The organism is Micromonospora arida (genome assembly GCF_003857035.1).
Lineage (GTDB): Bacteria > Actinomycetota > Actinomycetes > Mycobacteriales > Micromonosporaceae > Micromonospora > Micromonospora arida.
This window is the reverse complement of sequence record NZ_QGSY01000137.1, coordinates 21,055-46,335: the sequence shown is the minus strand read 5'-3', so window position 1 is coordinate 46,335 and position 25,281 is coordinate 21,055. Positions and strand designations below refer to the sequence as shown.

Below are 25,281 nucleotides of genomic sequence, written 5' to 3'. Positions count from 1 at the left end.
ACGGGTGATCAAGATGACAGCGGGTCACATGGGCGGCCAGGGCATCGCCGGCCAGTCCTCCGGAGGCTGGGGGAAGCAGCCGGTCTCGCGCAGCCGGTCGACCCGGGCGGCCACCTCGGCCACCTCGCTGATCGTCAGGTGGTCGGCCAACTCCGCGCCGAGCGCACCGGCGACCTGCCCGGCCAGTGCGTCGAGCATCTCCACGGCGTCCGCGGGCAGCCGCTTACCGGCCCAACCCCAGAGCACCGTGCGCAGCTTGTCCTCCACGTGGAAGCTGACCCCGTGGTCCACGCCGTAGATCCGGTCGTCGGCGCCGACGAGCACGTGACCGCCCTTACGGTCGGCGTTGTTGAGCACCGCGTCGAGCACAGCGAGCCGGGCCAGCCGTGGGTCGTCGGCGTGGGCGAGGGCGTACGCGGCGCCGTCGTCGTCCCGGGCCGCGGCGATCGGGATCCAACGTGGCGGCAACTCCCCGGCGGGCAGGAAACCGACGAGCGGTTCGGCGTCCTCCGGCTCGTCGATCCACAGCTGGCAGGAGCCGGGGCCGAACGGGCCGTCCCGCAGCACGGTGGGCGGCACCAGGTCCCATCCGGTGGCCCGGGAGACCAGGTACGCCGAGACCTCCCGACCGGCCAGGGTGCCGTCGGGGAAGTCCCAGAGTGGCCGCTCGCCACGGACCGGCTTGTAGACGCAGCGGGCGGTCAACCCGTCCAGGGTCAGGATGCCGCGCAGCGTCGTGTTCGACGCGTCGACCAGCCGACCTTCCAGGTCGAGGACGCCGTCACGCAGCAGCCGCAGCGCGGCGTCGCCGTCCTGGCGAGGCTGGAGGCCGGACGAGGTCACCGGTGATAACCGTTGTGCCGCGGGCAGAGGTGCCCGGCGGGGTCCAACGGTTGGCCGCAGAGCGGGCACGGTGGCCGGCCCGCGTTGACCACTCGCCGGGCCCGCTCGATGAACTGGCGGGTCGCCTGCGGGGTGAGCCGGACCCGGAGCCGATCCAGGTCCTCGTCCGGCTCTTCGTCCTCGTCGTCGTCCTCGTCGTCGTCCTCGTCGCCGAGCTCGACCTCGGGTTCCACCTCGCCCGCCGCGATCGCCTCGATCACCACGGTCGCGGTGTCCACGTCGAAGGCCAGCCCGAGCGTCCCGACCCGGAACTCCTCGTCGACCGGAGTGTCCAGCGGCTCGTTGTCGCCGATCACCGGCGCCAGCTCGGGCAGGTCCACCCCGAAGCGACGCTGCGCCTCGGTGAGCAGCTCCTCAAGCTTCTCGGCGAGCAGGGACACCTGGACCTTCTCCAGCGCGACGCTGACCAGCCTGCCGCCGCCTCGGGCCTGTAGGAAGAACGCGCGCTCCCCCGGCGGCCCGACAGTCCCGGCGACGAACCGCTCCGGCGGTTCGAAGGCGTGCACCTGGTGGGTCATACCCACGACCCTATCCGGCCCGCCTTGGCATCGCGCACCCCACCGACGCGAATCGCCGCAGCGGCGGCGCGCCCGGCGTACGAGGGCCTACACCCGGGCGTGGCGGCCTTTCTGGCGTGCGCCGACGCTCCGGCCGGGGGCGGTGTCGTGACGCGCCTCACCGCGACGCACCCGCCCCACCGCCGACGGCCGCGTCCGAGTCGGCCACGCGGTTCGCGCGCCGACGCCGCTTGGCTGGCGGTGGCACCAGCGCCGCCAGGTCGCCACCGGTGTCGTTGAGTCGCACCAGAAACGGACGCAGCGGCGTGAACCGGATCGCCGTCACCGACGCCGGGTCGGCCACGATCCGCTGAAAGGCATCGAGGTGCACGCCGAGCGCGTCCGCCACGATGGCCTTGATCACATCGCCGTGGCTGCACGCCAACCAGACCGCCTCGGGCCCGTGCTCGGCGGTCACCCGGGCGTCCCAGGTACGCACCGCTGCCACGGCACGTGCCGCCATCGCCGCCATCGCCTCCCCACCCGGGAAGACCGCCGCGCTGGGGTGCTGCTGGACCACCGGCCAGAGCGGCTCCTTGGCGAGCTTCTTCAGCGGCTGCCCCTCCCAGCTGCCGTAGTCGCACTCGATCAGCCCGTCCTCGACCACCGGGGCGGCCTGCGGAAGCGCCAACTCCAGGGTCTGCCGGCACCGGATGAGCGGGCTGGTCACCACGGCGGCCAGCGGCACCGCCCGCAACCGCTCGCCCACCGAGGTGGCCTGGGCGCGCCCGGTCTCGTCCAACTCGACCGGCTGGCGGCCGGCCAGGCCGCCGTCGGCGTTCGCGGTGGTCCGGCCGTGTCGCAGAAGCAGAAGGGTCGCCACGGGGACCACCCTATGACCTGCGTCCGACCGGGGGCGCGGCCCTCCGGTGTACGCACTGTCCGCGCCGGGCGCCGTCCCGGAGCGAAAGCGGCATGGCAGACCGGTGGATCGGTAAAATTCCCGATGCCCGGCTTGTCCGGGTTCCGCTGGGAGGGTGTGGAACACGATGGGCGACTCAGCGGCATCCGCGCGGCCCTCGATCACGTCGGACCCGCAGGACGTGTACCGGGAGTTCCGGCAGCCGCTCCTGGTCCTCGCCCTCACCACCGGCATCGCCGGCTTCGTGGACGCCTTCGCCTTCCTGCGCTACGGCGCATTCGTCGCCAACCAGTCGGGCAACGCCGTCCTCCTGGGCATCGGACTGGCCGGACGACACGCCGCCTGGCCCGAGTCCGCGGCCTCCCTGATCGCGTTCGCCGCCGGGACGGGCGTGGTCTCACAGGTACGCGCGGCACGGAGCCGGTGGTCGCCGTCGCTGCGAGGGCTCGCCTGCGCCGTGGTCACGCTGGCGCTCTGGGCGGTGCTCAACGTCCTGCTCCACCACGGCCGGCAGGGCGGGCCGTCGCGGATCGCGCTGGCCGCCGCAGGTGGCTTCGCCATGGGCGCGCTGGCGACCCTGTTCGTTCGCACGGCCGGGATCACCACCGCCATCACCTACCAGTCGGGCACGGTGGCGAAGATCGGCGAACGCGTCGGGCGTTGGCTCGCCGGGCCGGACACCCGCCGGAAGCGGGCCCGGCAGGGGACCTTCCTCGGGCTCCTGGCGCTGATCTGTTACGCCACCGGGGGCGGCATCGGAACAGTGGCGCAGGAACAACCACAATGGGTGCCGGCCTGGGGGGCGCTCGCCCTGGCCACCCTGTCGTTCCTGGTCCGTTCCCGCCGCTGCAGGAGGTGACCGAGGCCGGAATCACCCCCCGCCGACGTGCACCCACCAGCTCAGCGGAGGTCCGTCGCCAGCTGGACGTCCTGCACGAAGCACTCCGAGCGCTCGGCACCGTAACGACCCAGCACGTCCAGCACGGCGGACACCGACTCTCGTTCCACCACGACCTCGACCCGGGCGCGGCCCACGAGATCCTGGTCCTGCCAGTAGCCCCGAGGCAGCGAACGTGCGGTCGGTTCGGCGGTGGAGACCGTGGCGTCGAAGAGCACGATCGAGGTGGCTCCCGCACCGACCAGGGCGTCCCGTAGCTCCCGGGTCGTCGGCAGCAGCGTCGGATTGACCGTCGCGGTGACCAGCCGGGCGTTCTGGACCGGCCCGGCGGGCCGTTCGGCGCCGCGTTCCCGCCCGGGTTCGCGCCGACGCTGCGGTGCGCCGGTGCCGTTGAGGCCCGCCACACCGCCCAGGTGGTACGCGTCGGCGTCCTGCTGGGTGTGGTCGAGGTTGTCCTGCTCGTCGGCGGGGGCACGGAGCCCGAGGACGGCCTGCACGGCGGCGGCGATCGCCCAACTGAGCACGAAGGAGAAGGCCACCACGGCGACCACGCCGACGATCTGGTGCCAGAGCAGGGATCCGCCGCCGCCGAAGAAGAGGCCGTCCTTGCCGAGCGGGTTGACGCCGCTGTCGCCGAAGAAGCCGACCAGCAGCGAGCCGAGCATGCCGCCGACGAAGTGGACCGCGAGGACGTCCAGCGCGTCGTCGAGCCGGAGCAGATACTTCAACCGCAACGCGAAGTGGCAGACGAATCCGGCGATCGCTCCGATGGCGATGGCGGAGAGTGTGTTGACGTACCCGGCGGCGGGGGTGACCGTCGCGAGCCCCGCGACCGCACCGGAGACGCCGCCCACGACGGTGCTGTGGCCGTCCTTCAACCGCTCCGCCACCAGCCAGACGAGCATGCCGGCGGCGGCCGCGAGATGGGTATTGATCAACGCCTGGGCGGCGAGCCCGTTGGCCTGGAGTCCGTCCCCGCCGTTGAAGCCGAACCATCCGAACCAGAGGATGCCCGCCCCGAGGATGGTCAGCGGGATCGAGTTGGGCGGGGAGGCGGTGCGTGGCCAGCCTCGACGGCGCCCGACGACCAGCAGGGTGCCGAGCACGGCGGCTCCCGCCGAGGCGTGCACGACCATGCCACCGGCCCAGTCCTGGGTGCCGAACTTGGCCAGCCAGCCGTCGGGGTGCCAGAGCCAGTGCGCGACCGGCGCGTAGACCACGATGGACCAGATCGCCAGGAACGCGACCCAGCCGGCAAACCTCAGCCGGCCCGCCGTGGCGCCGGTGATCAGCGCGGGGGTGATCACCGCGAACATCATCTGGTACGCGACGAACGCCAGGGTCGGGATGGTCACCTGGCCGGTGACCACGTGCAGGTGTGGCGCGGGCGGCACCCGGAGATCGTTGAGCCCGAAGAGTTCGAGGTTGCCGAAGAGGCCGGTGCCGGCGTCGTCCCCGAAGGCGATGGTGTAGCCGACCAGCACCCAGGTCAGGCTGACGACCCCCAACGCGACCATGTTCTGCTGCAACATCGCGAGCACGTTGCGGGTGCGGACCATTCCGCCGTAGAAGGCGGCCAGGCCAGGGGTCATGAACAACACCAGGCCGGCGCACACCAGCACCCAGGCGGTGTCGCCCGGGTTCACCGCGTCCTGAGCGAGCACGGGAGCTCACCTCTTCCTCTCGGTACGGTCAGACGGAGTGCTTCACCGCCGAGACGACGGTCTCCTTGGCGCGTTCGTGGTTGGGCACCGGCGCGAAGTGCCGTTTGGGCAGCAGCAGCAGCCAGGTCGCGATGTTGAACGGCGCGGTCAGCACCGGGATGGCCAGCGGGGTGAGCATGCTCGTCAGGGACATCTGGACGAAGAGCGTCAGGGCGATGCCGAAGAGGGTGTACACGGTCACCAGCGCACCGGGACGGTGCAGCACCGCGCCCACGGCGATTGCCGTCAGTACCGCGTTGAAGCCGAACAGTCCCTTGTCCAGCGAGGTCGCGTCGGCCCCGAACCAGAGCGCGAGCACTGTCGCGCCGACGGTGCCGATCACCGCGAACAGCGCGGACCAGCGGGAGTTGACCAGCAGCGCGACCAGGATGATCAACCCGGTGACCCAGCTGTTGATCAGATAGACCTGGGACACCCCGCGTAGAAAGGTGGGGACCAGGTCCCAGTTGAAGCGACCATCGGTCAACTGCCCCTCACCGGGAAACATCGGCTTCAGGTTGGTCAGCACCGTGAACCGGTCGAACTGGTACGCGGCAAGCAGCAGCACCCAGGTGGTCAGCACGAACGGCATGGTGAAGGCGGTCAGGCCCCAGGTCTTGAAGATCGCGTTCAGGGCCAGGGTGACCACTGTCGTGGCCACCGCGCCCAGCACCAGGTAGAGCCACATCAGCGGCCGGTCGTCGAGGAAGGTCGGAACCGCGATCCCGGTCAGCAGCGGGCTGAAGCCGAACAGTCCCTTGCGCAACGAGGGCTCGTCCACCCGCAGGGCGACGGCCGTGGCGGTGCCGACGACGAGACCGAGAACAGCTCCCCCGAGGATCCGTGGCTGCCCGTTCTCGAACGCTCCCCAGGCGATCGCGACGAGGACGAGCAGCCCGGTGAGCGGGTTGTTCTGCAGCACGACCTGTGCGGGCCCGCGCAGGCAGGCGTCGACGAAGCCGATCAGAGGGTTGTGGTCACTCAGCTTGTCCCAACTGCGGGTCACGTTCGGCACGGCATCTCCTCGGCCCGTCATCGCCAACTGAAGGCCGGCGGGAAGGTCCGGCCGGTCACCTCTTCGCGGGCGGCCACACAGAAGGCACGTACCGCGGCACGCACCGGCTCCGTCTCCTGCCCGAGGACCTTGAAGATGAGGCCCGCGTCGTTGGGCAGTCGACTGACGGCGCTGGCCAGCGGCGTCTCCTCGTCCCAGACCGGCGCCGAGGTCCGTTCGAAGACGCGGGCCGCCCGCTCCGGCCTGGTGAGGAGCACGACGTTGCCGAAGATGTGGAAGCGATCCATGACGCCGAGCCGCGCCACCGGGAACTGCCCGGGAGCCACCACGAACTTCTCCACGAACAACTGCCGGCCGTCCGGTCGCTCCGCCCGCAGCGAGGAGGAGAAGAGGTCGTAGGCGAAGAGTTCGCCGTCGCGGTAGTACTTCCGGCCGGGCTGAAGGACCTCGCCGTAGAGCATGGTGGCGCTCTCCGGGAGCCGCACCTGGGTGTCGGTGACGAACCGGCTGCCCCGGTACGGGATCACGGGCTCCGGGAGGTATTCGAGATAGGTCTCCTCGGCCAGGGTGAAGCGCTGGATCTGCGAGCCGTAGTTCGCGTCCATCTCCTGGATCTTGGTGGCGGCCTGGGTGACCAGGTGCGCCTGGCTGCCCGGTGCCAGGTCGACGTCCATGTGCAGGCGGTCGCCCTGGAGCACACCGCCGGAGGTGGTGAGGATCATGACGCAGGGCAGCTGCGGCATCTCCTGGTCCCAGTAGAGCGCCCGCTGGACCAGCAGGGGTGACTGCCGGTAGAGATCGTGCAGGATCGTCCGATCGCCGCGCCGCTCGAACCCGAGCCGCAGCACGCCGACCTTGCCGTTGGACGCCGCGGGCAACTGCGCCGGTTGGTCCTGGTACGCCTCCAGTTCCCGCGCGCCGTCCAGTGTGATCATGCGACCACTTCGGCGTCGAAGAGCGCGTTGCGGCGGATCAGCGAGACCAGTTCGTCGATGCCCTCTCCGGTCTTGCAGTTGGTGAACACGACCGGCTTGCCGTTGCGCATCACGTCCGCGTCGCGCGCCATGAGGTCGAGGTCGGCATCCACGTAGGGGGCGAGGTCCGTCTTGTTGATCACGAGGATGTCGGACTTGGAGATACCCGGACCGTTCTTGCGCGGGATCTTGTCGCCGGCCGCCACGTCGATGACGTAGATGAAGTAGTCGACCAGGGCGGGGCTGAACGTCAAGGTGAGGTTGTCGCCGCCGCTCTCGATCAGCACCACGTCGCTGTCCGGGAACCGGGACTCCATGTCCTCCACCGCCGCCAGGTTCATGCTCGGGTCCTCGCGCACGGCCGTGTGCGGGCAGGCCCCGGTCTCCACCCCGAGGATCCGTTCCTCGACGAGGACCCCGGTCAGGGCGCGCCGGACGTGTTTCGCGTCCTCGGTGGTGACGACGTCGTTCGTGATCACCAGTACGCGCAGCCCGTTGTCCACGAAACGGGGCACGACAGCCTCGATGATCGCGGTCTTGCCGCTGCCCACGGGGCCGCCTACGCCGATACGACTTGCCGACTTCATGATGTGACCGGTCCTTCTGGGAGACGTGTTGAGGGTCAGAAACGTGTGGATCGCGGAGGTCAGCGCTCAGCTCATGAACATCCGCACGTGGATGTGCTGGTGCGCGCCGGCCAGGACGTCGATGTGCGGCCCGAAGGTCTGCATGTCGTCGAGGTCGGCGGTGCGCACGTCGCGGTAGTCGTCGGTGGCCTTCTCGTTGACCGCGAACAGGATCGACTGCGCGTCGAGGTGGTCGACGCGCATCAACCGGATGGCGGCGCTGAGCACCGTCGACGCGGCGCCGTACTGGTGGGCCGCGAAGGCGTCCTCCTCGGGCACCCCGAGGTCGGCGAAGACCACCCCGAGCGCGACCGGATAGGTGACCGGCGCGCCGGTCGCCGACTCGCCGAGCCGCTTCTTGAGCAGGGTCTCCCCGACGATCCGGGTCGCGGCCTCCGCCAGCTTGCGCCCCATGCGTACGGACATGGTCCGCATCTCTTCGTTGATCTTGCGCAGGTGGACGGCCTCGTCGGCGCTCCGGATCCGGTCGAGGTCTCCCGCGGTGGCGGCACGGTGCCCGGCGAGCAGGGCGACACCGTCCCCGGTGGCGGCGAGCCGGGTGACCGTCCGGACGTAGTCCTGGAGGGTCTCCCGGTCGTGGACGACGCCGTGCTGGACGGCCATCTCCAGGCCGCCGGAGAAGGAGAAGGCGCCGACCGGGAAGACCGAGTCGCCGAACTGCAGCAGCTTCAGGGTTTCGGCCATGGTGCGCACCGTCCGGCCCCGCTCAGTTGAGGTCGGCAGGGAGGTGGGAGTGCGGCGTCGAGTCGGCGCCACCGAACAACCGCCGCGACTCGTGCGGCGCGAGGTACGCGATGACCTCGGTGCCGGGAACGAACTCGTGGGTGATCCCGGTGAAGGCGTGGGTGCGCATCACCGAGTCCATGACCTTGCGGTCCACAGTCAGCGGGACGTACATCTTGGTGCCCTTGACCACGGCCGGCCAGTGCTGGTTGCCGATGGCGTGACCGAGCTCGACGGCCGAGCGGATGAGCAGCTCGGCCGACTCGCCGCGCAGCTTGTCGAGGTGGACCACCATCACCTCGCCCAGCTGCACCCGGGCCACCACCGCGGTGGCGGTGAGGTCGTCCCAGGCCAGGACGTCACCGTCGCGCAGCCGGACGCCACGCGCGAGCGCGACCGACAGCTCCGCCCCGGAGCTGGTCATCTTGCGGATGCGGCTCTTCTGGGCGTCCCACTGGTCGAGGACCAGGTCGTCTATGCGCGCTTCCTTCAGGCGGAGCGTCCAGTCCGGCTCGTTCATGTTCCCGAGCACCGTCTCGACGAGCACGGCTTGTCCTTTCGGTCGGTGTGCCGGGACCAGGCACGTGCGAGGCGGTCCCGACGGGGTCAGCTGAAGAAGTAGAGCTGGCTCAGGGGCAGGTTCCGGGCCGGCGGCACCGTCGCGTGGACGCCGTCCATCTTCACGGCGAAGGTCTCCGGATCGACCTCGAGCTTGGGAAGCCGGTCGTTGCGGACCATGTCCCGCTTGGTGAGCCCACGGGTCCGGTACACGGGCATGACCTGCCGTTGCAGGCCGAGCTGCTCGGCGATGCCGGCTTCGTGCGCGGCCCGGGACACGAAGGTCACGCAGGTCTGGGCGAGCTGGCTGCCGTACGCGGCGAACGAGGGCCGGTAGTAGACCGGCTGCGGTGTCGGCAGCGAGGCGTTCGGGTCACCCATGATCGACCAGGCGATCATGCCGCCCTTGAGGACCAGCTTCGGCTTCGCGCCGAAGAAGGCCGGCTCCCAGAGCACGAGGTCGGCCATCTTGCCCGGCGTGACCGAGCCCAGCACGTGCGAGATCCCCTGGGTGATCGCCGGGTTGATGGTCATCTTGGCGACGTACCGCAGCACCCGGAAATTGTCGTTGGCGCTGGAGTCCTCGGCGAGCTTGCCGCGCGCGGTCTTCATCTGCCCGGCGAGCTGGATGGTCCGCAGCCAGGTCTCACCCACCCGCCCCATGGCCTGCGAGTCGCTCTGCATCATCGAGATGACGCCCTCGTCGAGCAGGACGTCCTCGGCCGCGATCGTCTCGGTCCGGATCCGGCTCTCCACGAAGGCCACGTCCGAGGGGACCTGCGGGTTGAAGTTGTGACAGACCATGATCATGTCGTACAGCTCGGACTGGCTGTTGATGCCGTACGGCACCGTCGGCGTGGTCGAGCTCGGCAGCACGTTCATCTGGCTGGCGACCTTGATGACGTCCGGCGCGTGCCCTCCACCGGCGCCCTCGGTGTGGAAGGTGTGGATCGTCCGGCCCTCGAACGCGGCGATGCTGTCCTCGAGGTAGCCGCTCTCGTTGAGGGTGTCGGTGTGGATGCTGACCTGCACGTCGAACTCGTCGGCGACGTCCAGGCAGGCCCGGATCACCGCCGGCGGCGCGCCCCAGTCCTCGTGGATCTTGAAGCTCGGCGCGCCGGCCATGATCTGTTCCACCAGCGGCGCACGGCCGGTGCTGTTGCCCTTCGCCATCAGGCCGATGTTGATCGGGATGGTCTCGAAGGCCCGCATCATCGCGTGGATGTTCCACGGACCCGGGGTGATGGTCACGCCGTTGGTGCTGTCGGTCGGGCCGGTGCCGCCGCCCCAGAGGGTGGTCACGCCGTTGCTCAGGGCGGCGTACGCCTGCAGCGGCGTCACCAGGTGCACGTGCGTGTCGATGCCCCCGGCGGTCAGGATGAGGTGCTCGCCGGAGATGGCCTCGGTGCCCGGACCGGTCACCAGCTCGGGGGTGACCCCGTCCATGACGTTCGGGTTGCCGGCCTTGCCGATGCCAGCGATCTTGCCGTCCTTGACCCCGACGTCGGCCTTGATCACGCCGAGGGTCGCGTCGACGACGGTCACGTTCGTGATGACCAGGTCCAGGCCACCCTGCGCGTTGGTGTACTGGTTGTTGACCCCCATGCCGTCGCGCAGGGTCTTGCCCCCGCCGTACATCACCTCGTCGCCGAGGACCCGGAGATCCTTCTCGATCTCGATGTACAGGTCGGTGTCGCCGAGCCTGATCTGGTCGCCCGTCGTCGGGCCGTACATTCCGGAATATTCTTGCCGTGAAATCTGGCTCATCGAATCATCTCTCCTGCCCGAGGCTGGCAGCCCTGCGGGATAGCGGATCTACTGTTTCTTGCCCTTGGGGCTGTCCTGCTGCTCCGGGGCGAACTTGAACCCCCGGGTCCTGGCGTTGTGGATCGCCTCGGTGCGGTCCGGTCGGTAGCTGGGAGTCGACTCGCTGCCGCTCCACCCCTGCACCAGGCCGTTGAATCCGTACACGCGCTGCTGCCCACCGAAGGGGATGAGCTCGACCGTCTTCTTGTCGCCTGGCTCGAAGCGGATGGAGGTCGTCGCCGGGATGTTCAGGCGCCTGCCGAAGGCGGCCTCACGATCGAAGGCGAGCATCCGGTTGGCCTCGAAGAAGTGGAAGTGTGAGCCGATCTGGATCGGTCGGTCACCGGTGTTGTGGACGACAACCTCGGTGACCGGTCGCCCCGCGTTCAACTCCAGCGGCTGGTCGCTCAGCACGTAACCCCCGATGGGTCGCACGTGCTTCGAGTTGGGACCGGGATGTTGCTTGGCCATTTCCTGCTCCACCTTCCTGGAGATCGCCTCTGGGCTGGCTGCGCCTATCGAATCGGTGAGTGCACGGTGACCAGCCGTGAGCCGTCGGTGAAGACCGCCTCGACCTGGATCATGGGCAGCATGTCCGGCACGCCCGGCATCACGTCGTCGGCGCTGAGGGTGCTGCGGGCCTCGTTCATGACCTCTTCGACGGTCTTGCCCTCCCGGGCCCCCTCCAGGGCCGCCGCGCAGATCACCGCGACGGCCTCGGGGTGGTTCAGCTTGATCCCCCTGGCCTTGCGGGCGTTGGCGACGATCGCCATCGAGAGGATCGTCAGCTTGTCGAATTCCCTTGGTGTCAGATGCACGTCCTGGTCCTTCGCGACTGTCGGTCGGGAGCCGCCATTCCGCCGGGAGGACTCGCCACAGGGTGAGCACTCAGCTCAACCCGAATGAGGTTCTTTGTCCAATAGATCCGGTTTAGGCGACTTCAAGCGAACGGTACGCCGGGCCCGCTGCGTCGCGGGTCAGAAGCCGAGAATCACGCAGTACCGGACGACTCGTCGTCGGCACGGTGAGGGTGCCGAGCACGAGCGTCGGTCTGCCACATCCGCTGAATCTGTTCCAGGGTCTTGCCCTTGGTCTCCGGCAGGTACCGCCAGACGAACAGGAAGCCGAGCACACAGGTGCCGGCGAAGAGGGCGAACACCCCCGATCTCCCCAGAGCGTCGAGCATGCTCAGGAAGAACTGCGTGATGAGGTACTCGGTCCCCCAGTGGGTAGCGGAGGCGATCGCGACGCACCGGCCCCGGATGCGGCCCGGGAAGATCTCGTTGATCACGGTCCAGGCGGTCGGCCCGATCGACATCGCGTAGAACGCCACGAACATGACCACACCGATCAGCAGGAAGATGCCCGCGTCGGTGGGACGGTGCCCGGCCGCTCCGGCCGTCCGCGCCGCCGGGGCCATCCCGGCGAAACTGACGCTGACCACCACGAGCGAGACCGCCATGCCCAGCAGCCCGACCAGCAGCAGCGGCCGGCGACCGAGCCGATCCAGGAAGGCGACCGCGACCAGCGTGAAGAGTGAGTCGACCCCACCGATGGCCCAGGTGGTCGCGGCCAGTTGCGCCTGCGGGGTGTGGAACCCGGCGGACGAGAAGATCTCGTCGGCGTAGTAGATGATCCCGTTGATCCCGGTCAGTTGCTGGAACAGCGCCATGCCGACACCGAGCGCCAACGGGCGCCGCCACTGTGGCGACAGCACCTCCCTCCAACCCGCCTTGCCGGCCGAGAGGCTCTCCTCGATGGCGTGCAGCCGCTGGGGCACCTTCCGCTGCGGCACTGTCGCTCGCAGGGACGCCTCCGCCCGGCGCCGGTCCCCCCGTCCGAAGTACCAGACAGCCGAGTCGGGGATCACGGTGGTGACCAGGGCGAGGGCCAGACCCAGCAGCGCCGCCGCCACCAGCAGGTAACGCCAGGAGTTCCCGGCCTCGAACAACTCGTCCGCCAGGTAACCGATGAAGATGGCGAACGTGGTGGAGAACTGGTAGACCGCCAGGAGACTGCCGCGGATCCGTTCCGGCGCGGCCTCCGCCGCGTACATCGGCCCGGCGACCGAGGCCACCCCGATGCCCAGCCCCAGGATCAACCGCGCACCGAACATGACCCCGATCACCGGTGCCACCGCCTGCAGGATCGTGCCCACCGCGAACGTGGCGGCGGCGACCCACAGCGCCTTCCGGCGACCGATCCGGTCCGCGAGGTGACCACCGAGCAACGCACCCACCAACGCTCCGGGGGTCACCCAGCTCGCCGCCACCTCGACGGCGAAGGTGTCCGCGTGGAAGGTCTGGCGAATGTCGCGCAGCGCACCGCTGATGACACCCTGGTCGTAGCCGAAGAACGCACCGGAGAGCACGACGATCGAGACGACCGCGACGAGGTTGCGTCTCGGTGGCCGCCCCCGGCCAGGCTTCGGGCCAGCGCTGGCAGTCACGGTCGCCCCCTCCGACGCGAGCCACCGACAGATCCCACCCGAGAGACAGCCCGATATCAGGAGAATAGAGCCACTAAGTCCTCATTGTGCGGGACAACGGAAACGGCCAGCTCCTCCCGACCCGGACACGAAACGGCCCCCGCTCCCTCTGCGAGGGGCGGGGGCCGGTGCGGGCGGATCAGGTGGCGCTGATCGTGCCGGTCATCAGCAGAGCCAGGACCAGGGTGCCCAGCGCGACCCGGTACAGCACGAAGACGTACAGGGTGTGGTGGGCGACATAGCGCAGCAGCCAGGCGATGGCCGCGTAGCCGATGCCGAACGCGATGACGGTGGCCACGATCGTCTGGGCCACGGTGGGCACGGACGTGCCCGGGGCGGACGGTTCGAAGACGTCCCCGAGGCTGAACACACCGGACATCACCACCGCCGGAATGGCCAGCAGGAACGAGTACCGTGCCGCGGCCTCCCGGGTCAGGTTGAGCAGCAGGCCGGCGGTGAGCGTGCCGCCGGAGCGGGACACCCCGGGGACCAGCGCCATGGCCTGGGCGAAGCCCATCACGATGCCGTCCTTCATCCGGAAGTTCTCCAGGGTGCGGGTCTGCCGCCCCCAGTACTCCGCGAACGCCAACACGAACGCGAACACGATCAGCGTGGTCGCCACCACCCACAGGTTGCGCCCGGCGGTCTTGATCTGGTCCTTGAACACGAAACCGAACAGCCCGATCGGGATCGAACCGACGATCACGTACCAGCCCATCCGGTAGTCGAGGCTGGAGCGGACCGACTTGTCCCGGATGCCCACCAGCCAGGTCCGGGTGATCCGCCAGATGTCCTTCGCGAAGTAGATCAGCACGGCCGCTTCGGTGCCGAGCTGGGTGACCGCGGTGAACGACGCGCCGGCGTCCCGGTCGAAGAAGATCGCCGAGGTGATCCGCAGATGCCCCGACGAGCTGACCGGAAGGAACTCGGTCAGTCCCTGGACGATGCCCAGGACGATGGCCTCGACCCAGGTCACTCGCCGACTCCCGAGAGGTCGAAAGCCTCGGCGACGGTACGCAGGGTCTGCACACCGCTGTCCCGGTCGGCCACGAAGAGGGTCACCGACAGCGTCGTGACGCCGGCCGCGGCGTACTCCCGCATCCGTTCGGCGATGCGCTCCTTCGGGCCGAGCAGCGAGGTGCGGTCGATGAACTCCATGGGCACCGCGGCGGCGGCGTCGCGCTGCCGCTTGGCCAGGTACAGGTCCTGCACCTCGCGGGCGGCGTCGCCGTAGCCCATCCGGGTGGCGAGCTGGTTGTAGAAGTTCTGCTGCCGGCTGCCCATGCCACCCACGTAGAGCGCGGCGTACCAGCGGACGAGTTCGGCGCAGGAGGCCACGTCGTCGCCGACCACCACGGGCACCGACGGCACCACGTCGAACCCGGCCAACTCCTTGCCGACCTTGGCCCGCCCGGCGCGCACCGAGGCGAGCTGCTCCTCGGCGAACTCCGGGGCGTAGAACACGGCCAGCCAGCCGTCGGCGATCTCGCCGGCCAGCTCCAGGTTCTTCGGGCCGACCGCGGCCAGGTAGATCGGTATGTGCTCGCGGGGTGGGTGGAAGCCCAGCCGCAGGGCCTTGCCCGGGCCGTCCGGCAGCGGCAGCGTGTAGTGCTCGCCGTCGTACGCCACCTCCTTGCGGGCGATTGCCAGCTTGACGATGTCGACGAACTCGCGGGTCCGGGCCAGCGGCTTGGCGAAGCGCACGCCGTGCCAGCCCTCGGACACCTGCGGGCCGGAGACACCCAGGCCGAGGCGGAACCGACCGCCGGAGAGCGCGTCGATGGTGGCGGCGGTCATGGCGGTGGCCGCCGGCGTACGGGCGGGGATCTGCATCACCGCGGCGCCGACGTCGATCCGTTCGGTCTGGCCGGCCATCCAGGCGAGCATGCTGGGCGAGTCGGAGCCGTAGGCCTCCGCCGCCCACACCACCGAATAGCCCAGCCGGTCCGCCTCCTGAGCCAGCGCCAGGTGGTCGGCCGGTGTGCTCCACGCCGTCTGATATCCGAGACTGAGCCCGAGTCGCACTGGTCCTCCCCCATCCGTGGCACAGGTCGCCCCAGGTTACGCAATGCCGATAACGGACTCGATCACCGGCTCGACCCCTTTGATCCCCCCTCCATCGGGGCAGCCCGGGGCGGCGGAACCGGCAGAACCGGCAGAGATACGGGAGCGAGGATATCCGTGGCGGCAGGTTCGAAATAAGGTTCACCCATGCAACAGCGACCGCTCGGCCGAAGCGGGCTGGCGGTTTCCCGGCTCGCGCTCGGCACCATGACCTGGGGCCGGGACACCGACGCCGACGATGCGGCCGCTCAGCTGAAGAGTTACCTCGACGCGGGCGGCAACCTGATCGACACCGCCGATGTGTACGGCGACGGCGACGCCGAGTCGGTGATCGGCTCGCTGCTGGGCTCCCTCGTCCCCCGTGAGGACCTGCTGATCGCCACCAAGGCCGGGTTGCGCCCCGGCAGTGGCCGACGTCGGGACGGCTCCCGGGGGCACCTGCTGCGCACCTTGGACGCGTCGCTGCGCCGGCTCGGCACCGACCACGTCGACCTGTTCCAGGTGCACGGGTACGACCCGGACACCCCCCTCGAAGAGACCCTGGCCGCCCTGGACCACGCGGTGGCCAGCGGCAAGGTCCGCTACGTCGGGGTGTCGAACTTCTCCGGCTGGCAGACCGCGCGGGCCGCCGCCTGGCAGACCGCCTGGCCGGGGCGGGCGCCGGTGGTCGCCTCTCAGGTGGAGTATTCGCTGCTGGAGCGGGGCGTGGAGCGGGAGGTGCTGCCCGCGTGCGACGCGCTCGGCCTCGGCGTGCTGCCCTGGTCGCCGCTGGGCCGGGGCGTGCTCACCGGCAAGTACCGGCACGGCCGCCCGGCCGACTCCCGGGCCGCGTCGCCGCACTTCGAGCGGTTCGTCTCGACCTACCTGGAGCCGCGCTGCTCCAGCATCGTGGAGGCGGTGGCGACCGCGGCCGGTGGCCTGGGGGTGTCGCCCTTGGAGGTGGCGTTGGCGTGGATCCGGGACCGGCCCGGCGTGACCGCGCCGATCCTCGGCGCGCGCACGGTCGGGCAACTCCTCGGCGCGCTCGCAGTGGAACGGATCACCCTGCCCGAGGAGATCACCACCGCGCTGGACGACGTCTCCGCGGTACCGGTCGGCTACCCCGAACGCGACGGCTGACCAGCCGGCCGGGTCCCGGCTGGCCCAACGCGCCGGATCACGGCTGGCCCCGCACGCCGGATCACGGCTGAGGGCGCTGCCCGGGGAGGTCGTGGATCGCGGTCAGGAAGCGTGACTGGTCGTCGCGGAGCGCGGGCTGGGTGAGCCGGATCCACGAGCCGTCGTCGAAGACGATCGTGGACGTCAGCTGCACGAGCCCGGTCGCGCCGCGCTCCGAGTCGACCCGGGCGACCCGGTCGCGACGCACACTCCACAGCACCCGCGGTTGCCGTCGGTCGGGCCGGTCGGCGTCCGGGCGGGGGCCCATCCGCAGCAGGTGCAGGTGGGTGTCGGTCACCGCCAGCGGGGTGCCGCTGTAACGCTCCAGGAAGAGCAGCAGGCTGCCGGCGAGGGTGGCGAGGTCGCCGCTGAAGACGAACCGGCGACGGTAGGCGATCTCGGCGAGTTGCTCGGCCAGCGGGCGGTACAGGCTGAGCCGGAACAGGGCGCGGAACGCCTCCTGCTCCTCGGTGAGCGGGATGGGATCGCGCTGCACCCGCTGGTGTGGTGGAGTCGGCTCCGGTTCGGCCGCCTCCGGCACACCGGCGGCGATGGCACCGGCCTTACCGGGCAGCAGCAGCACGCCCGCGGCCAGCCGGACCGGCGTCAGCACCGCGTCCACCCAGACCACCGGGTTGACGATGTTGAGGAGCCCGAACAGCACCTTCGGGTCGAGCGAGTCGACAAACTCGTCGGCCATCACATCGGCGAGCTGCCGACCGGCCTTGTGGGTCTGCGGGGCGCGGACCGGGCCGAGCCCCACGTAGCGCAACTCCTGACCGGGCAGCAGTGGCGCGACGAGAGCACGTTCGGGTTCGTCGCTGGTGCGGAACTCGTCGCGCAGCTCGCGGGCCTTGTCCCGGGCGGCCCGCGCGCCGCCGAGCACCGCGTCGGTGAACCGACCGAGCCGGCCTCGCTCCTCTGACATCACGCGTTCCTCCTAGCGGCCCGCCGGCTGACCCGCCGGCGGCTGCCCGAAGACATTCTGGTCGATCCAGTCCGCGCCGCCCTGCACCGCCTGGTCGATCTGGTCGCCGACCTGTTCGCTGCCGGGAACGGAGAGCCCGCTGGTCAACGCGACCGTCCCCCAGGTGACGCCGTGCACGACCGAGTTCGGCACGTTCCACGGCAGGTTCGTCGCCCAGTCCCGGGCGATCACCCGGGCCCCGTCGGCGACCCCGTGCGCCCGCAGCGCGGCGGCCCGGTCGAGGACGCCCATGTCGAACGGGGAACCGGACTTGCCCAGCTTGTAGGTGCCCTTCGTGGGGTCGAAAATTTTGTGGAACCACTTGTCGGCCTTGCCGGCGGCGTGCCGCTTGTCGGCGTACTTCTTGCCGGTACGCAGCTTGTCCTGCATCTTGACCAACTTGTCCAGGTGTGCCTGCAGCTTGCGCAGGTACAGCATGACCCGCTGGAGCAGGCGGATGACCTTCTGCAGATGCACCGCCAGCGGCCGGATGACCTTCAGCATCCGGGTGACCACGACCAGGGCCCTGGTCACTGTCACGCCCACGCCGACCGCCCAGGACGCCCCCATGGTCACCGGCGCCATCAGCAACGCCGTCACCAGCGTCACCAGGAGGAAGTTCACGAACTCCACGCAGAGGTCCACGAGCACGTCGTGCACGGTCTGCAGGCCGTCGGCGACACTGCGCAGGTATTCCGCGGTCGCGGCGAACTGCTCGGCGACGTCGAGGAGCTGCTGCTCCACCTCGGCCAACCGCTGGCCGTACGCCACACCGGACGGTGAGCGCCAGCCGGCCTGCGCGGACTCCCGGGTGCCGCGGTGGCCCTGGGCCAGGTCGCGCACCTGCGCGGCCAGCGCGTCCCACTCGGCGGCCTTCGCGCGCAGCACGGCCGGCTCGCCGTCGACCAGGTCGACGAGCTGGATCAGTGGCCAGGCCAGGGTCCGGCAGACACTGTCGACGGCGTCCTGCACCCCGGAGAGCGCGCTGTCCAGGCCGTTCCACAGTTGGACGGCGCTGCCGGCCGGGCCGCTCATCCGGGCAGCCCCGACTGGATGGCCTTGAACCCGGCGTCGAGGTCCCGTTCGTTGTGCTCGTACGCCTCGACCGTGTCGGCCAGCGCCGTGGCGACCCGGCCGAACGCGGCGTTCGCGGCGGCGAACAACTCCTTGCCGCCGGTGACCTGCTCGGCGTACTTGTCGCGGAGCATGTCGCTGGCGAACGGCAGGTGACCGAAGGCGTCCGACGGCACGTCGCCGGCCGAGACGATCTGCCGCTCCAGCGCGGCCAGCGAGCTGGCGACCTGCTTGGCGGCTGTCTCCAGTCGACGGACCGCCTGCACGTCGACATCGATATCCGGCGGCATGCCGTTCCTCCCCCATGAGTCGAGCGCACCGACGATACGATCTCCCGGCCGCCGGGCACCACCCGGTCGCACAATCCACGGGGAGGATTCTCATGACGGACCCGACGTCCGCGTTCGACGCGCTCGCCGGGCGGATCGCCGACATCGAACGCCGGTTCGCGGGCCTCCGCGACGACCTGGCCGAGCTGTCCGGCACCGCGGTCGACGAGAGCGGGCTGGTCTCGGCGACCGTCGACGCCACCGGCGCGCTGACCGGCCTCACCCTCGCGCCCGCCGCCCTGCGCGCCGGCACGGAGGGGGTTGCCGAGTTGGTGCTCGACGCGTACCGGCGGGCTCGGGAGGTTGCCTCCGGGCACGTCGACGAGCACACCGAGGGGTTGGACGTCGCGCTCGGCGCAGGGCTCGGCGACCTGTTCGGCACTCCGGGGGACTTCTCGGCGCTGGGCCGGCTGGAGGAGACCGTGGCCCGGCTCGGTCGGCTGGACGACCGCCTGCCGGGCGCACCGGCGTGACGTCGCCGGCGCCGACCTGGCCCGAGATCGCCGCTCGGCTGCGGGACAGCGTCTCCCGCTGCGACCGGGACACCGACCTGGAGCTCTCCGCCGGTCCGCGCGGGATCCGGCTGCTGGTGCGCCGCGAGGTGGTGCGGGTGATCTGCCCCGGCCACGACGAGGCACGCCTGGCCGCGCTCGGCTGGCACCGCCCGACCGGCGACGAGGGCTGGTGGTACGAGGCGGCGCGCACTCCGGAGCAGGTGGAGCGGCTCAGTGTGCTCGTGACCCGTACCGCCGCCGAGGTGTTGACCGACGAACCCGGCGCGCTCTCCTGCCAGCCGGTGCCACCGACCACCGGTCCCGGCCCTGGGGTGCCGCCGGCCGCGCGCCCCGGCCCTGCGGCGCTGTCGATCGATCGGCCGGCGCCCGTCGAGGTGCCCCAGGTCGAGGCGGCTCCGGCCGGGGCGGCTCCGACGGGAGCGGCACCCGCCGAGGCGACACCCGTCGACGCAGAGCCGGCGGTGGTTGCGCGGCTCGCCGCCGCCGTCGGCCAGCGCGACCTGCCCGGCTACCTCGGAGCGCTGGCCGGCGCCACGGTGTGCGTTCCCCTCTCCGGGGAACCGGCGCCGGACGCCGACTTCCCGTGGATGGTGGTCGGTGACGCGACCGGCGCGCCGCTGCTGCCGGTCTTCACCTCGCCGGGGGCGCTCGCCGCGTTCGCCGGGGACGGGGTGCCGTTCGTCGCGCTGCCCTGCGCCGACCTGTTCGAGGACTGGCCGGACTCGTCCTGGGGGCTGACGGTCGACCCGGGCAGCCCTCGGGCGGTCGCCCTCGCCGCCTCGGCCCTCGCCGCCCTGCTGACGGCGAACGTCCCCACAGCCTGACGCCCCTGCCCAACCGGGACGACGCACCCTCTTCCGCGATCTTGCAGTTTCTGTCGCGACATAGGGAACGTCCCACTCATCTCGGCGACAGAAACTGCAAGATCGGCGCGACGGGGACGCGGGGCAGCGAGGAAGGACGGGGCGGCACTAACCGCCCGCGGCGGCGTCGTTGGTCACTCCGGAGGGGGTGGCGAACGCCCGCTGGGCTGGGCAGCATGGAGGCATGGACTACGAATACGCGCCACTGCGGCTGCCGCCGAACGTCGACCGGCTGACCGCCGCGGCGCAGTTGGCGATCCAGGCGGAGTTCTCCGGATGGGAGTTGGCCCGGGTGCGGCTGTACCGGGACGGCACGCGGCAGGTGGTGCTGCGTCGTCGGCGGGTCAACCAGCCGCAGCCTGGTCTGTCGTACTGACGACCGGGCGGCGCCGTCCGAGGCCGGAGCCGGCCCCGGACGGCAGCCGGCCTAGTGCTGGTGCCCCGCGTGGTCGTGGTCGTCGTCGAGCTCCAGGAACGGGTGCTCGTCGAGCCGACCGACCAGCCGGTCGTCGGCCGCCGGCTGGAACGGGCCGACCGCGTCGTCGTCGTCGAACGACTCCAGATCGACCGGGGTGCCCACCTCGCTGACCATGACCACCCCGTCGAGCGGCTCCAACTCGGGGACGTCCAACGCGCCGAGCGAGCCGTCACCGCTCTGCAGCAGCTCCAGCACCGCCTCGCCGACGCCCTCCACCGGCGCCGGCTCGTCGTCCTCCGGGGTGCCCTCGCGGCGGGCCGCCTCGGCCACCCGCAGCAGCGCGGCGACGCTCGGCACCCGGTAGTCACGACGCTGACGCACCGAGATCACCCGGGGGTGCGGGTCGCTGGCCTCGGCACCCTCGCCGCCGCCGAAACGCTCGTCGGCCTCGTCCGGGTCGATCGAGTCGACATCCCACGGCGTCACCTCGCCGAAGGCGTCGAGCAGTCGCTCGTCGTACGCGAAGGAGGCGTTGTTCAACGCCACGTACGCCTGCCAGACGTCGTCGTCGTCGACGCGGCCCTGCGCGGCGCGTACGGCGGCCAGGTGGTGGCGGGCCGCTTCGATCACCCGCTCGAGAGCGGCGTCCAGCTCACCATGCTGGTCGGTCATGTGGGGCAGTCCCTTCACGATGGGGAGGTTGCGCGCCGGCGGCCACCGCCGGACACGACTAGCAGGTGCGGAGGAACCGGTCGAGAACCCGCACGCCGAACTGTAGTCCGTCCACCGGAACGCGCTCGTCGATGCCGTGGAACAACGCCGAGAAGTTCAGGTCGGCGGGCAACCGCAGCGGGGCGAACCCGAAGCAGCGGATGCCGAGCTGCGAGAACGCCTTGGCGTCGGTGCCCCCGGAGAGCATGTACGGAACGGGCCGCGCCCCCGGGTCCTCCGCGCGCAGGGCCGCCGACATGGCCTCGACCAGGTCACCGTCGAAGGTGGTCTCCAGCGCCGGCTGCCGCTGGACGTACTCGATCGCGATGTCCGGGCCGACCAGCTCACGCAGCTGCCGCTCCAGCAGCTCGGACTGGCCGGGCAGGCTGCGGCAGTCGATGGTGGCGGTGGCCCGGCCGGGGATGACGTTGTCCTTGTAGCCGGCGCTCAACCGGGTCGGGTTGGCGGTGTTACGAATGGTCGCGCCGATGATGTTGGCGATGGGGCCGAGCTTCGCGATGGCCGTCTCCGGGTCGTCCGGGTCCAACTCGATGCCGAGCAGGTCGGAGACCTCGGTCAGGAAGGCCCGCACGGTGTCGGTCACCACCACCGGGAAGCGGTGCCGGCCGATCCGGGCGACCGCCTCGGCGAGCGCGGTGACGGCGTTGTCGTCGTGCATCATCGAGCCGTGCCCGGGGCGGCCCTTGGCGTGCAGCCGCAGCCAGTCGATGCCCTTCTCGGCGGTCTCGATGAGGTAGAGCCGCTGGCTGTCGTTGACCGAGTAGGAGAAGCCGCCGACCTCACCGATCGCCTCGGTGCAGCCGTCGAAGAGGCCCCGGTGGTTGTCCACCAGGAAGCGCGCGCCGTAGTCGCTGCCCGCCTCCTCGTCGGCGGTGTACGCGAGCACGATGTCGCGCGGGGGTCGTACGCCGGTGCGCTGCCAGTGCCGCACCACGGCGAGCACCATCGCGTCGAAGTCCTTCATGTCGATGGCGCCCCGTCCCCAGAGGTAGCCGTCGCGCAGTTCGCCGGAGAACGGGCCCACCGACCACTCGTCGGCGTCGGCGGGCACCACGTCCAGGTGGCCGTGCACCAGCAGCGCGCCCCGGCTCGGGTCGGTGCCCGGGATGCGGGCCACCACGTTCGCCCGGCCCGGCGCGGACTCGTGCAGGACGGACTCCACGCCCACCTCGGCGAGCTTCTCCGCCACGTACTCGGCCGCGCGGCGCTCGCCGACGCTGGTGTCGTTGTCACCGGTGTTGGTGGTGTCGATGCGCAGCAGGTCGCGGCAGAGGTCCACGACCTCTGCGGTGGGGTCGGGCAGGGCGGAGGCGGCATCGCTCGTCATCGCCTCTTCATACCAGCCCGGGCCGCTCGACAGGCCGGCGCGGGTGGACGCATCGACGGGCCGGTTTCGCGTTGGCCGCGTTCGGGTACCGCCGCCCACGACCGTACGTCCCTGCCGGAGCTTCCGCCCGCCAGTCGAGGAGGGCACCATGTCCGCTGTTCCCCTGCCGCCGCTGCCGCCCACGCCCGCACCCGAGGAGGGTTACCGACCCGCCGGTCGCAGCATCGCCGACACCGTCGACCGGGAGCACAGGCAACTGCTGGCGCTGCTGGACCAGCTCTCCGGCCCGGGCACCACGCCGCAGGAGGGGTTGGCGGTGCTCACCGCCGCGCTGTCGCGGCACCTGTCCGCCGAGGAGCAGTACCTGCTGCCGGCGGTCCGCGCGGCACTGCCGGAGGCCACCGAGCGGGTGGACGCGGAGATCAACGCCGACGCGGCCCTGCTGAGCGCCCTGAAGGGGCTGACGGACGAGGCGCTGACCGAGATCGCCGAGCGGGTCCGCCGGCATGTCGACGGGGTGGGCGCGCTGGTCACCGAGCTGCGCGCGGTCGCGACCGAGGAGGAGCTGATCCGGCTGGGCAACCGGTTGGAGATCGCCGAGGAGGCCGCGCCGACCCGGCCGCACCCGGGCACGCCGGCCACCCCGCCGTGGAACCGGATCGTCGAGCCGGCGGTCGGGGTGGTGGACAAGGTCCTCGACGCGGTGACCCGCCGGCCGACGTACCTGGCGGACCTGCCGGAGCCACCGCGCGACCGGTGACCGACGCCCGCCGGCAATGCATTCATTATCACCGATCCGCTCGGGCTATTCCGCCAGCAGACGCGTAGTCCTACCGTCACAATATGAACCTGGAGCTGCGTCACCTGCGGGTGGTCTGCGCGATCGCGGAGACGGGAAGTGTGACGAAGGCGGCCTCGGCCCTCGGCCTGGCCCAGCCTGCGCTCACCGCCCAGCTTCAACGCATCGAACGGACGCTGGGCGGCCCGCTGTTCGACCGGGACCGGCGCGGGGCACGACCCACCGCGCTCGGTGAACTGGTGCTGGCCCGCGCCCGGGTGCTGCTGCCGGCGATGAAGGGGTTGCAGGACGAGGCCGCCCGGCTGGCCGGGGCGGGCGACACACCGCCGTGCTACCGGTTCGGTGGGGTGAACAGCCCGATCCTGGGTCGGCTGGTGCACCGGTTGGCGGCCGAGCAGCCGCCCGCCCAGATCACCACGTACGCGTCCTGGTCGGTGGACGAGTTGGCGCAGTTGGTGGCCGGCGGTCGGCTGGACTTCGCGCTGGCCGGTGTGTGCGGCGACGCCAGCCCGTCGGCCGGGTTCGGGTTGAGCTGGCAGGAGGTGGCCGTCGACCCGGTGCTGGTGCTGCTGCCGGAGACCCACCCCCTCGCGGCCCAGGACGAGGTCCGTCTGGCCGACCTGCGCCACGAACAGTGGGTCGCCGCGCCGGGTGACGGCTGCTTCGCCGACTGCTTCGCCGCCGCCTGCGCCCGCGCCGGCTTCACCCCCCGCAAAGTGTACGAGACGGACATCCGCGGCTGCGTCGACCTGGTGGAAGCCGGCGTGGCGGTGGCCCTGTGCCAGGCGACGTTCCGCCCGGTGAGCGGTCTGGTCACCCGTCAACTCGCCGGGACGCCGCTACGCTGGCGGCTGCTGCTCGGCTGGCATCCGGACTCCCCCGCCGCCCAGGGCGCCCAGCTGGTGCTGGAGACGGCCAAGGCGGCCTACGTCGACTCATTGGCGCCGCACCCGGCCTACCTGGCCTGGCTGCCCCGCAACCCGGGGTTCGGCGTCCGGCACCCCAGCGGGGTGCGGCAGGGCTGAGCGGCCGGTATTCCCGGCCGCTGGCGGTGCGAACCGCCGTGGGCCGGGTATCTGGCGGACATGACCGACCTCTACCCGCCCGCCGACGACCGCGAACTGCTGCGCCAGGCGGCTGCCGCGCACACCGCCGCCACCCGCGAGGTGGAGGCTTTCCTGCGCCGCCTACCGGCGGTGCCCGACCCGGCCGACGTGACCGAGTACGCCAACCTGCTCATTCGGGAGGACCAGACCCGCGGTGACCGGGACGCCGCCGCCGACGCGGCCGGCCTGACCATCGCGAGCCTGGAATCCGACAAGGGCCAGTAGCAGAACGCCGAACGGTGCCGTCCCTGCCCGGGACGGCACCGTCGTGCGGTCGATCAGCGTTCGACGAGCGGGTCGTGACCCAGGTCCAGCAGGGAGTGCCGCCAACTGTCGTCGGCGTTGCCGCGCGACGGTTTGGCGTCCATCAGCTCGCGGATCCGCTCGACCGCCTCCCGCATCACCTCGATGTCCTCCGGGGTGAGGTCCACCTTGCGCTTGTTGAGCACCTTGAGGATTTCCCGGCCGGGCTGGGGCAGGTCGAGGTTCGGGTTCGGGCTGAACGACTCCTCCCCCGAACCCCGGGTCAGCAGCCACGTCCGCAGTTGCTCCGACGGGACGTTGACCTCGGCGTGGAAGTCCTCCCAGAGCACTTCCACCTCGGGGTCGAGCCGCGCTTCGCGTACCATCAGGTCTCCTCTCGCAGGCGGCGGCCCGGACGTCTCCGGGTCGTCCTGGTCGATCTTCGGATGCAGGCCCTCCGCGGGCACCCGTGTCCGGCGGGGGTTCGCGGTGGGCGGCGCCAGGATCGGGTCGGGATGGTCGTCCTCGTCCCGGGGTTTCGCGGACTCCGCG

At 70.9% G+C, this 25,281-nt stretch carries 29 protein-coding genes; 8 read left to right on the top strand and 21 right to left on the bottom strand.

What is annotated here, in order from left to right; all coding sequences use genetic code 11:
- Window positions 1-24 precede the first annotated feature (24 nt).
- From DLJ58_RS08690 to DLJ58_RS08680, 3 genes are all read right to left on the bottom strand, one after another.
- Entirely contained in the window at window positions 25-843 is an 819-nt protein-coding gene (locus tag DLJ58_RS08690) for an SCO1664 family protein (RefSeq protein ID WP_112587406.1), read from the bottom strand.
- Window positions 840-1,421, bottom strand: a complete 582-nt coding sequence (locus DLJ58_RS08685) for a DUF3090 domain-containing protein (RefSeq protein WP_124854676.1) — start codon at window positions 1,419-1,421, stop codon at window positions 840-842. Before DLJ58_RS08685 ends, DLJ58_RS08690 begins: the two co-directional genes overlap by 4 nt.
- A gap of 157 nt (window positions 1,422-1,578) precedes the next feature.
- Entirely contained in the window at window positions 1,579-2,292 is a 714-nt protein-coding gene (locus tag DLJ58_RS08680) for an MSMEG_4193 family putative phosphomutase (protein ID WP_124854675.1), read from the bottom strand.
- A 157-nt stretch (window positions 2,293-2,449) separates the two neighbouring features.
- Between DLJ58_RS08680 and DLJ58_RS08675 the strand changes: the two genes are divergently transcribed.
- Window positions 2,450-3,181 (top strand): YoaK family protein, encoded by a 732-nt coding sequence (locus tag DLJ58_RS08675; protein WP_124854674.1) that lies wholly within the window; start codon window positions 2,450-2,452, stop codon window positions 3,179-3,181.
- A gap of 41 nt (window positions 3,182-3,222) precedes the next feature.
- Here DLJ58_RS08675 and DLJ58_RS08670 read toward each other — a convergent pair whose 3' ends face one another.
- The 12 genes from DLJ58_RS08670 to DLJ58_RS08615 form a co-directional block, all read right to left on the bottom strand.
- Window positions 3,223-4,884, bottom strand: a complete 1,662-nt coding sequence (locus tag DLJ58_RS08670; RefSeq protein ID WP_244218846.1) for an ammonium transporter — start codon at window positions 4,882-4,884, stop codon at window positions 3,223-3,225.
- 28 nt (window positions 4,885-4,912) lie between these two features.
- Window positions 4,913-5,938 (bottom strand): urea transporter, encoded by a 1,026-nt coding sequence (yut, locus tag DLJ58_RS08665; RefSeq protein WP_124854673.1) that lies wholly within the window; start codon window positions 5,936-5,938, stop codon window positions 4,913-4,915.
- Between the two features lie 17 nt (window positions 5,939-5,955).
- The gene (locus DLJ58_RS08660) at window positions 5,956-6,873 is read right to left on the bottom strand and encodes an urease accessory protein UreD (RefSeq protein ID WP_124854672.1); all 918 of its coding nucleotides are present in this window, start codon (window positions 6,871-6,873) and stop codon (window positions 5,956-5,958) included.
- Window positions 6,870-7,499 (bottom strand): urease accessory protein UreG, encoded by a 630-nt coding sequence (ureG, locus tag DLJ58_RS08655; RefSeq protein WP_124854671.1) that lies wholly within the window; start codon window positions 7,497-7,499, stop codon window positions 6,870-6,872. The genes DLJ58_RS08660 and ureG overlap by 4 nt, the downstream gene beginning before the upstream one ends.
- 66 nt (window positions 7,500-7,565) lie before the next feature.
- Window positions 7,566-8,243, bottom strand: a complete 678-nt coding sequence (locus DLJ58_RS08650) for an urease accessory protein UreF (RefSeq protein ID WP_244218845.1) — start codon at window positions 8,241-8,243, stop codon at window positions 7,566-7,568.
- Between the two features lie 22 nt (window positions 8,244-8,265).
- Window positions 8,266-8,829: an urease accessory protein UreE gene (locus DLJ58_RS08645; protein WP_124854669.1), complete on the bottom strand. Its 564-nt coding sequence runs from the start codon at window positions 8,827-8,829 to the stop codon at window positions 8,266-8,268.
- Between the two features lie 59 nt (window positions 8,830-8,888).
- Entirely contained in the window at window positions 8,889-10,607 is a 1,719-nt protein-coding gene (locus DLJ58_RS08640) for an urease subunit alpha (protein WP_124854668.1), read from the bottom strand.
- Between the two features lie 48 nt (window positions 10,608-10,655).
- A complete protein-coding gene (locus DLJ58_RS08635; RefSeq protein ID WP_124854667.1) occupies window positions 10,656-11,117 on the bottom strand; it encodes an urease subunit beta in 462 nt (153 codons plus the stop codon).
- A gap of 44 nt (window positions 11,118-11,161) precedes the next feature.
- Window positions 11,162-11,464 carry an urease subunit gamma gene (locus DLJ58_RS08630; protein WP_088948057.1) on the bottom strand — a complete coding sequence of 101 codons (303 nt, stop codon included), beginning with the start codon at window positions 11,462-11,464 and terminating at the stop codon, window positions 11,162-11,164.
- Window positions 11,465-11,637: 173 nt separating this feature from the next.
- On the bottom strand, window positions 11,638-13,095 hold the full coding sequence (locus tag DLJ58_RS08625; protein WP_124854666.1) for a sugar porter family MFS transporter: 1,458 nt from the start codon (window positions 13,093-13,095) through the stop codon (window positions 11,638-11,640).
- 178 nt (window positions 13,096-13,273) lie between these two features.
- Window positions 13,274-14,110 carry an undecaprenyl-diphosphate phosphatase gene (locus DLJ58_RS08620; RefSeq protein ID WP_124854665.1) on the bottom strand — a complete coding sequence of 279 codons (837 nt, stop codon included), beginning with the start codon at window positions 14,108-14,110 and terminating at the stop codon, window positions 13,274-13,276.
- Window positions 14,107-15,159, bottom strand: coding sequence for an LLM class F420-dependent oxidoreductase (locus DLJ58_RS08615; RefSeq protein WP_124854664.1), 1,053 nt, complete (start codon window positions 15,157-15,159; stop codon window positions 14,107-14,109). Before DLJ58_RS08615 ends, DLJ58_RS08620 begins: the two co-directional genes overlap by 4 nt.
- Before the next feature lie 186 nt (window positions 15,160-15,345).
- Between DLJ58_RS08615 and DLJ58_RS08610 the strand changes: the two genes are divergently transcribed.
- Entirely contained in the window at window positions 15,346-16,317 is a 972-nt protein-coding gene (locus DLJ58_RS08610; RefSeq protein WP_091408467.1) for an aldo/keto reductase, read from the top strand.
- Between the two features lie 61 nt (window positions 16,318-16,378).
- Here DLJ58_RS08610 and DLJ58_RS08605 read toward each other — a convergent pair whose 3' ends face one another.
- Genes DLJ58_RS08605 through DLJ58_RS08595 form a run of 3 tightly spaced genes read right to left on the bottom strand, consistent with a single transcriptional unit; the run spans window position 16,379 to window position 18,687 of the window.
- Window positions 16,379-17,284 (bottom strand): hypothetical protein, encoded by a 906-nt coding sequence (locus DLJ58_RS08605; protein ID WP_124854663.1) that lies wholly within the window; start codon window positions 17,282-17,284, stop codon window positions 16,379-16,381.
- A 12-nt stretch (window positions 17,285-17,296) separates the two neighbouring features.
- A complete protein-coding gene (locus DLJ58_RS08600) occupies window positions 17,297-18,358 on the bottom strand; it encodes a WXG100 family type VII secretion target (protein WP_124854662.1) in 1,062 nt (353 codons plus the stop codon).
- Window positions 18,355-18,687, bottom strand: a complete 333-nt coding sequence (locus DLJ58_RS08595) for a hypothetical protein (protein ID WP_112587418.1) — start codon at window positions 18,685-18,687, stop codon at window positions 18,355-18,357. The genes DLJ58_RS08600 and DLJ58_RS08595 overlap by 4 nt, the downstream gene beginning before the upstream one ends.
- Window positions 18,688-18,779: 92 nt before the next feature.
- On the opposite strand from DLJ58_RS08595, the gene DLJ58_RS08590 reads away from it, so the two are divergent.
- From DLJ58_RS08590 to DLJ58_RS08580, 3 genes are all read left to right on the top strand, one after another.
- Entirely contained in the window at window positions 18,780-19,199 is a 420-nt protein-coding gene (locus DLJ58_RS08590) for a YbaB/EbfC family nucleoid-associated protein (RefSeq protein WP_158629563.1), read from the top strand.
- Entirely contained in the window at window positions 19,196-20,065 is an 870-nt protein-coding gene (locus tag DLJ58_RS08585; protein ID WP_124854660.1) for an SseB family protein, read from the top strand. Before DLJ58_RS08590 ends, DLJ58_RS08585 begins: the two co-directional genes overlap by 4 nt.
- Window positions 20,066-20,288: 223 nt before the next feature.
- Window positions 20,289-20,480, top strand: a complete 192-nt coding sequence (locus tag DLJ58_RS08580; RefSeq protein ID WP_013734349.1) for a DUF5703 family protein — start codon at window positions 20,289-20,291, stop codon at window positions 20,478-20,480.
- A gap of 51 nt (window positions 20,481-20,531) precedes the next feature.
- Here the strand turns inward: DLJ58_RS08580 and DLJ58_RS08575 are convergent, their stop codons facing one another.
- Window positions 20,532-21,194: a hypothetical protein gene (locus tag DLJ58_RS08575; protein ID WP_091408864.1), complete on the bottom strand. Its 663-nt coding sequence runs from the start codon at window positions 21,192-21,194 to the stop codon at window positions 20,532-20,534.
- Window positions 21,195-21,252: 58 nt separating this feature from the next.
- A complete protein-coding gene (locus tag DLJ58_RS08570; RefSeq protein WP_124854659.1) occupies window positions 21,253-22,581 on the bottom strand; it encodes a M20/M25/M40 family metallo-hydrolase in 1,329 nt (442 codons plus the stop codon).
- Between the two features lie 148 nt (window positions 22,582-22,729).
- Here DLJ58_RS08570 and DLJ58_RS08565 point away from each other — a divergent pair, with 148 nt between their 5' ends.
- The 3 genes from DLJ58_RS08565 (at window position 22,730) to DLJ58_RS08555 (ending at window position 24,711) form a co-directional block, all read left to right on the top strand.
- On the top strand, window positions 22,730-23,341 hold the full coding sequence (locus DLJ58_RS08565) for a hemerythrin domain-containing protein (protein WP_124854658.1): 612 nt from the start codon (window positions 22,730-22,732) through the stop codon (window positions 23,339-23,341).
- Window positions 23,342-23,424: 83 nt separating this feature from the next.
- Window positions 23,425-24,405: a LysR family transcriptional regulator gene (locus DLJ58_RS08560; RefSeq protein WP_124854657.1), complete on the top strand. Its 981-nt coding sequence runs from the start codon at window positions 23,425-23,427 to the stop codon at window positions 24,403-24,405.
- Window positions 24,406-24,465: 60 nt separating this feature from the next.
- Complete coding sequence (locus DLJ58_RS08555) at window positions 24,466-24,711, top strand: hypothetical protein (RefSeq protein ID WP_124854656.1); 246 nt, start codon at window positions 24,466-24,468, stop codon at window positions 24,709-24,711.
- 53 nt (window positions 24,712-24,764) lie between these two features.
- On the opposite strand, the gene DLJ58_RS08550 is transcribed toward DLJ58_RS08555, so the two are convergent.
- Entirely contained in the window at window positions 24,765-25,115 is a 351-nt protein-coding gene (locus DLJ58_RS08550; protein WP_091408434.1) for a DUF3140 domain-containing protein, read from the bottom strand.
- Window positions 25,116-25,281: the final 166 nt, after the last annotated feature.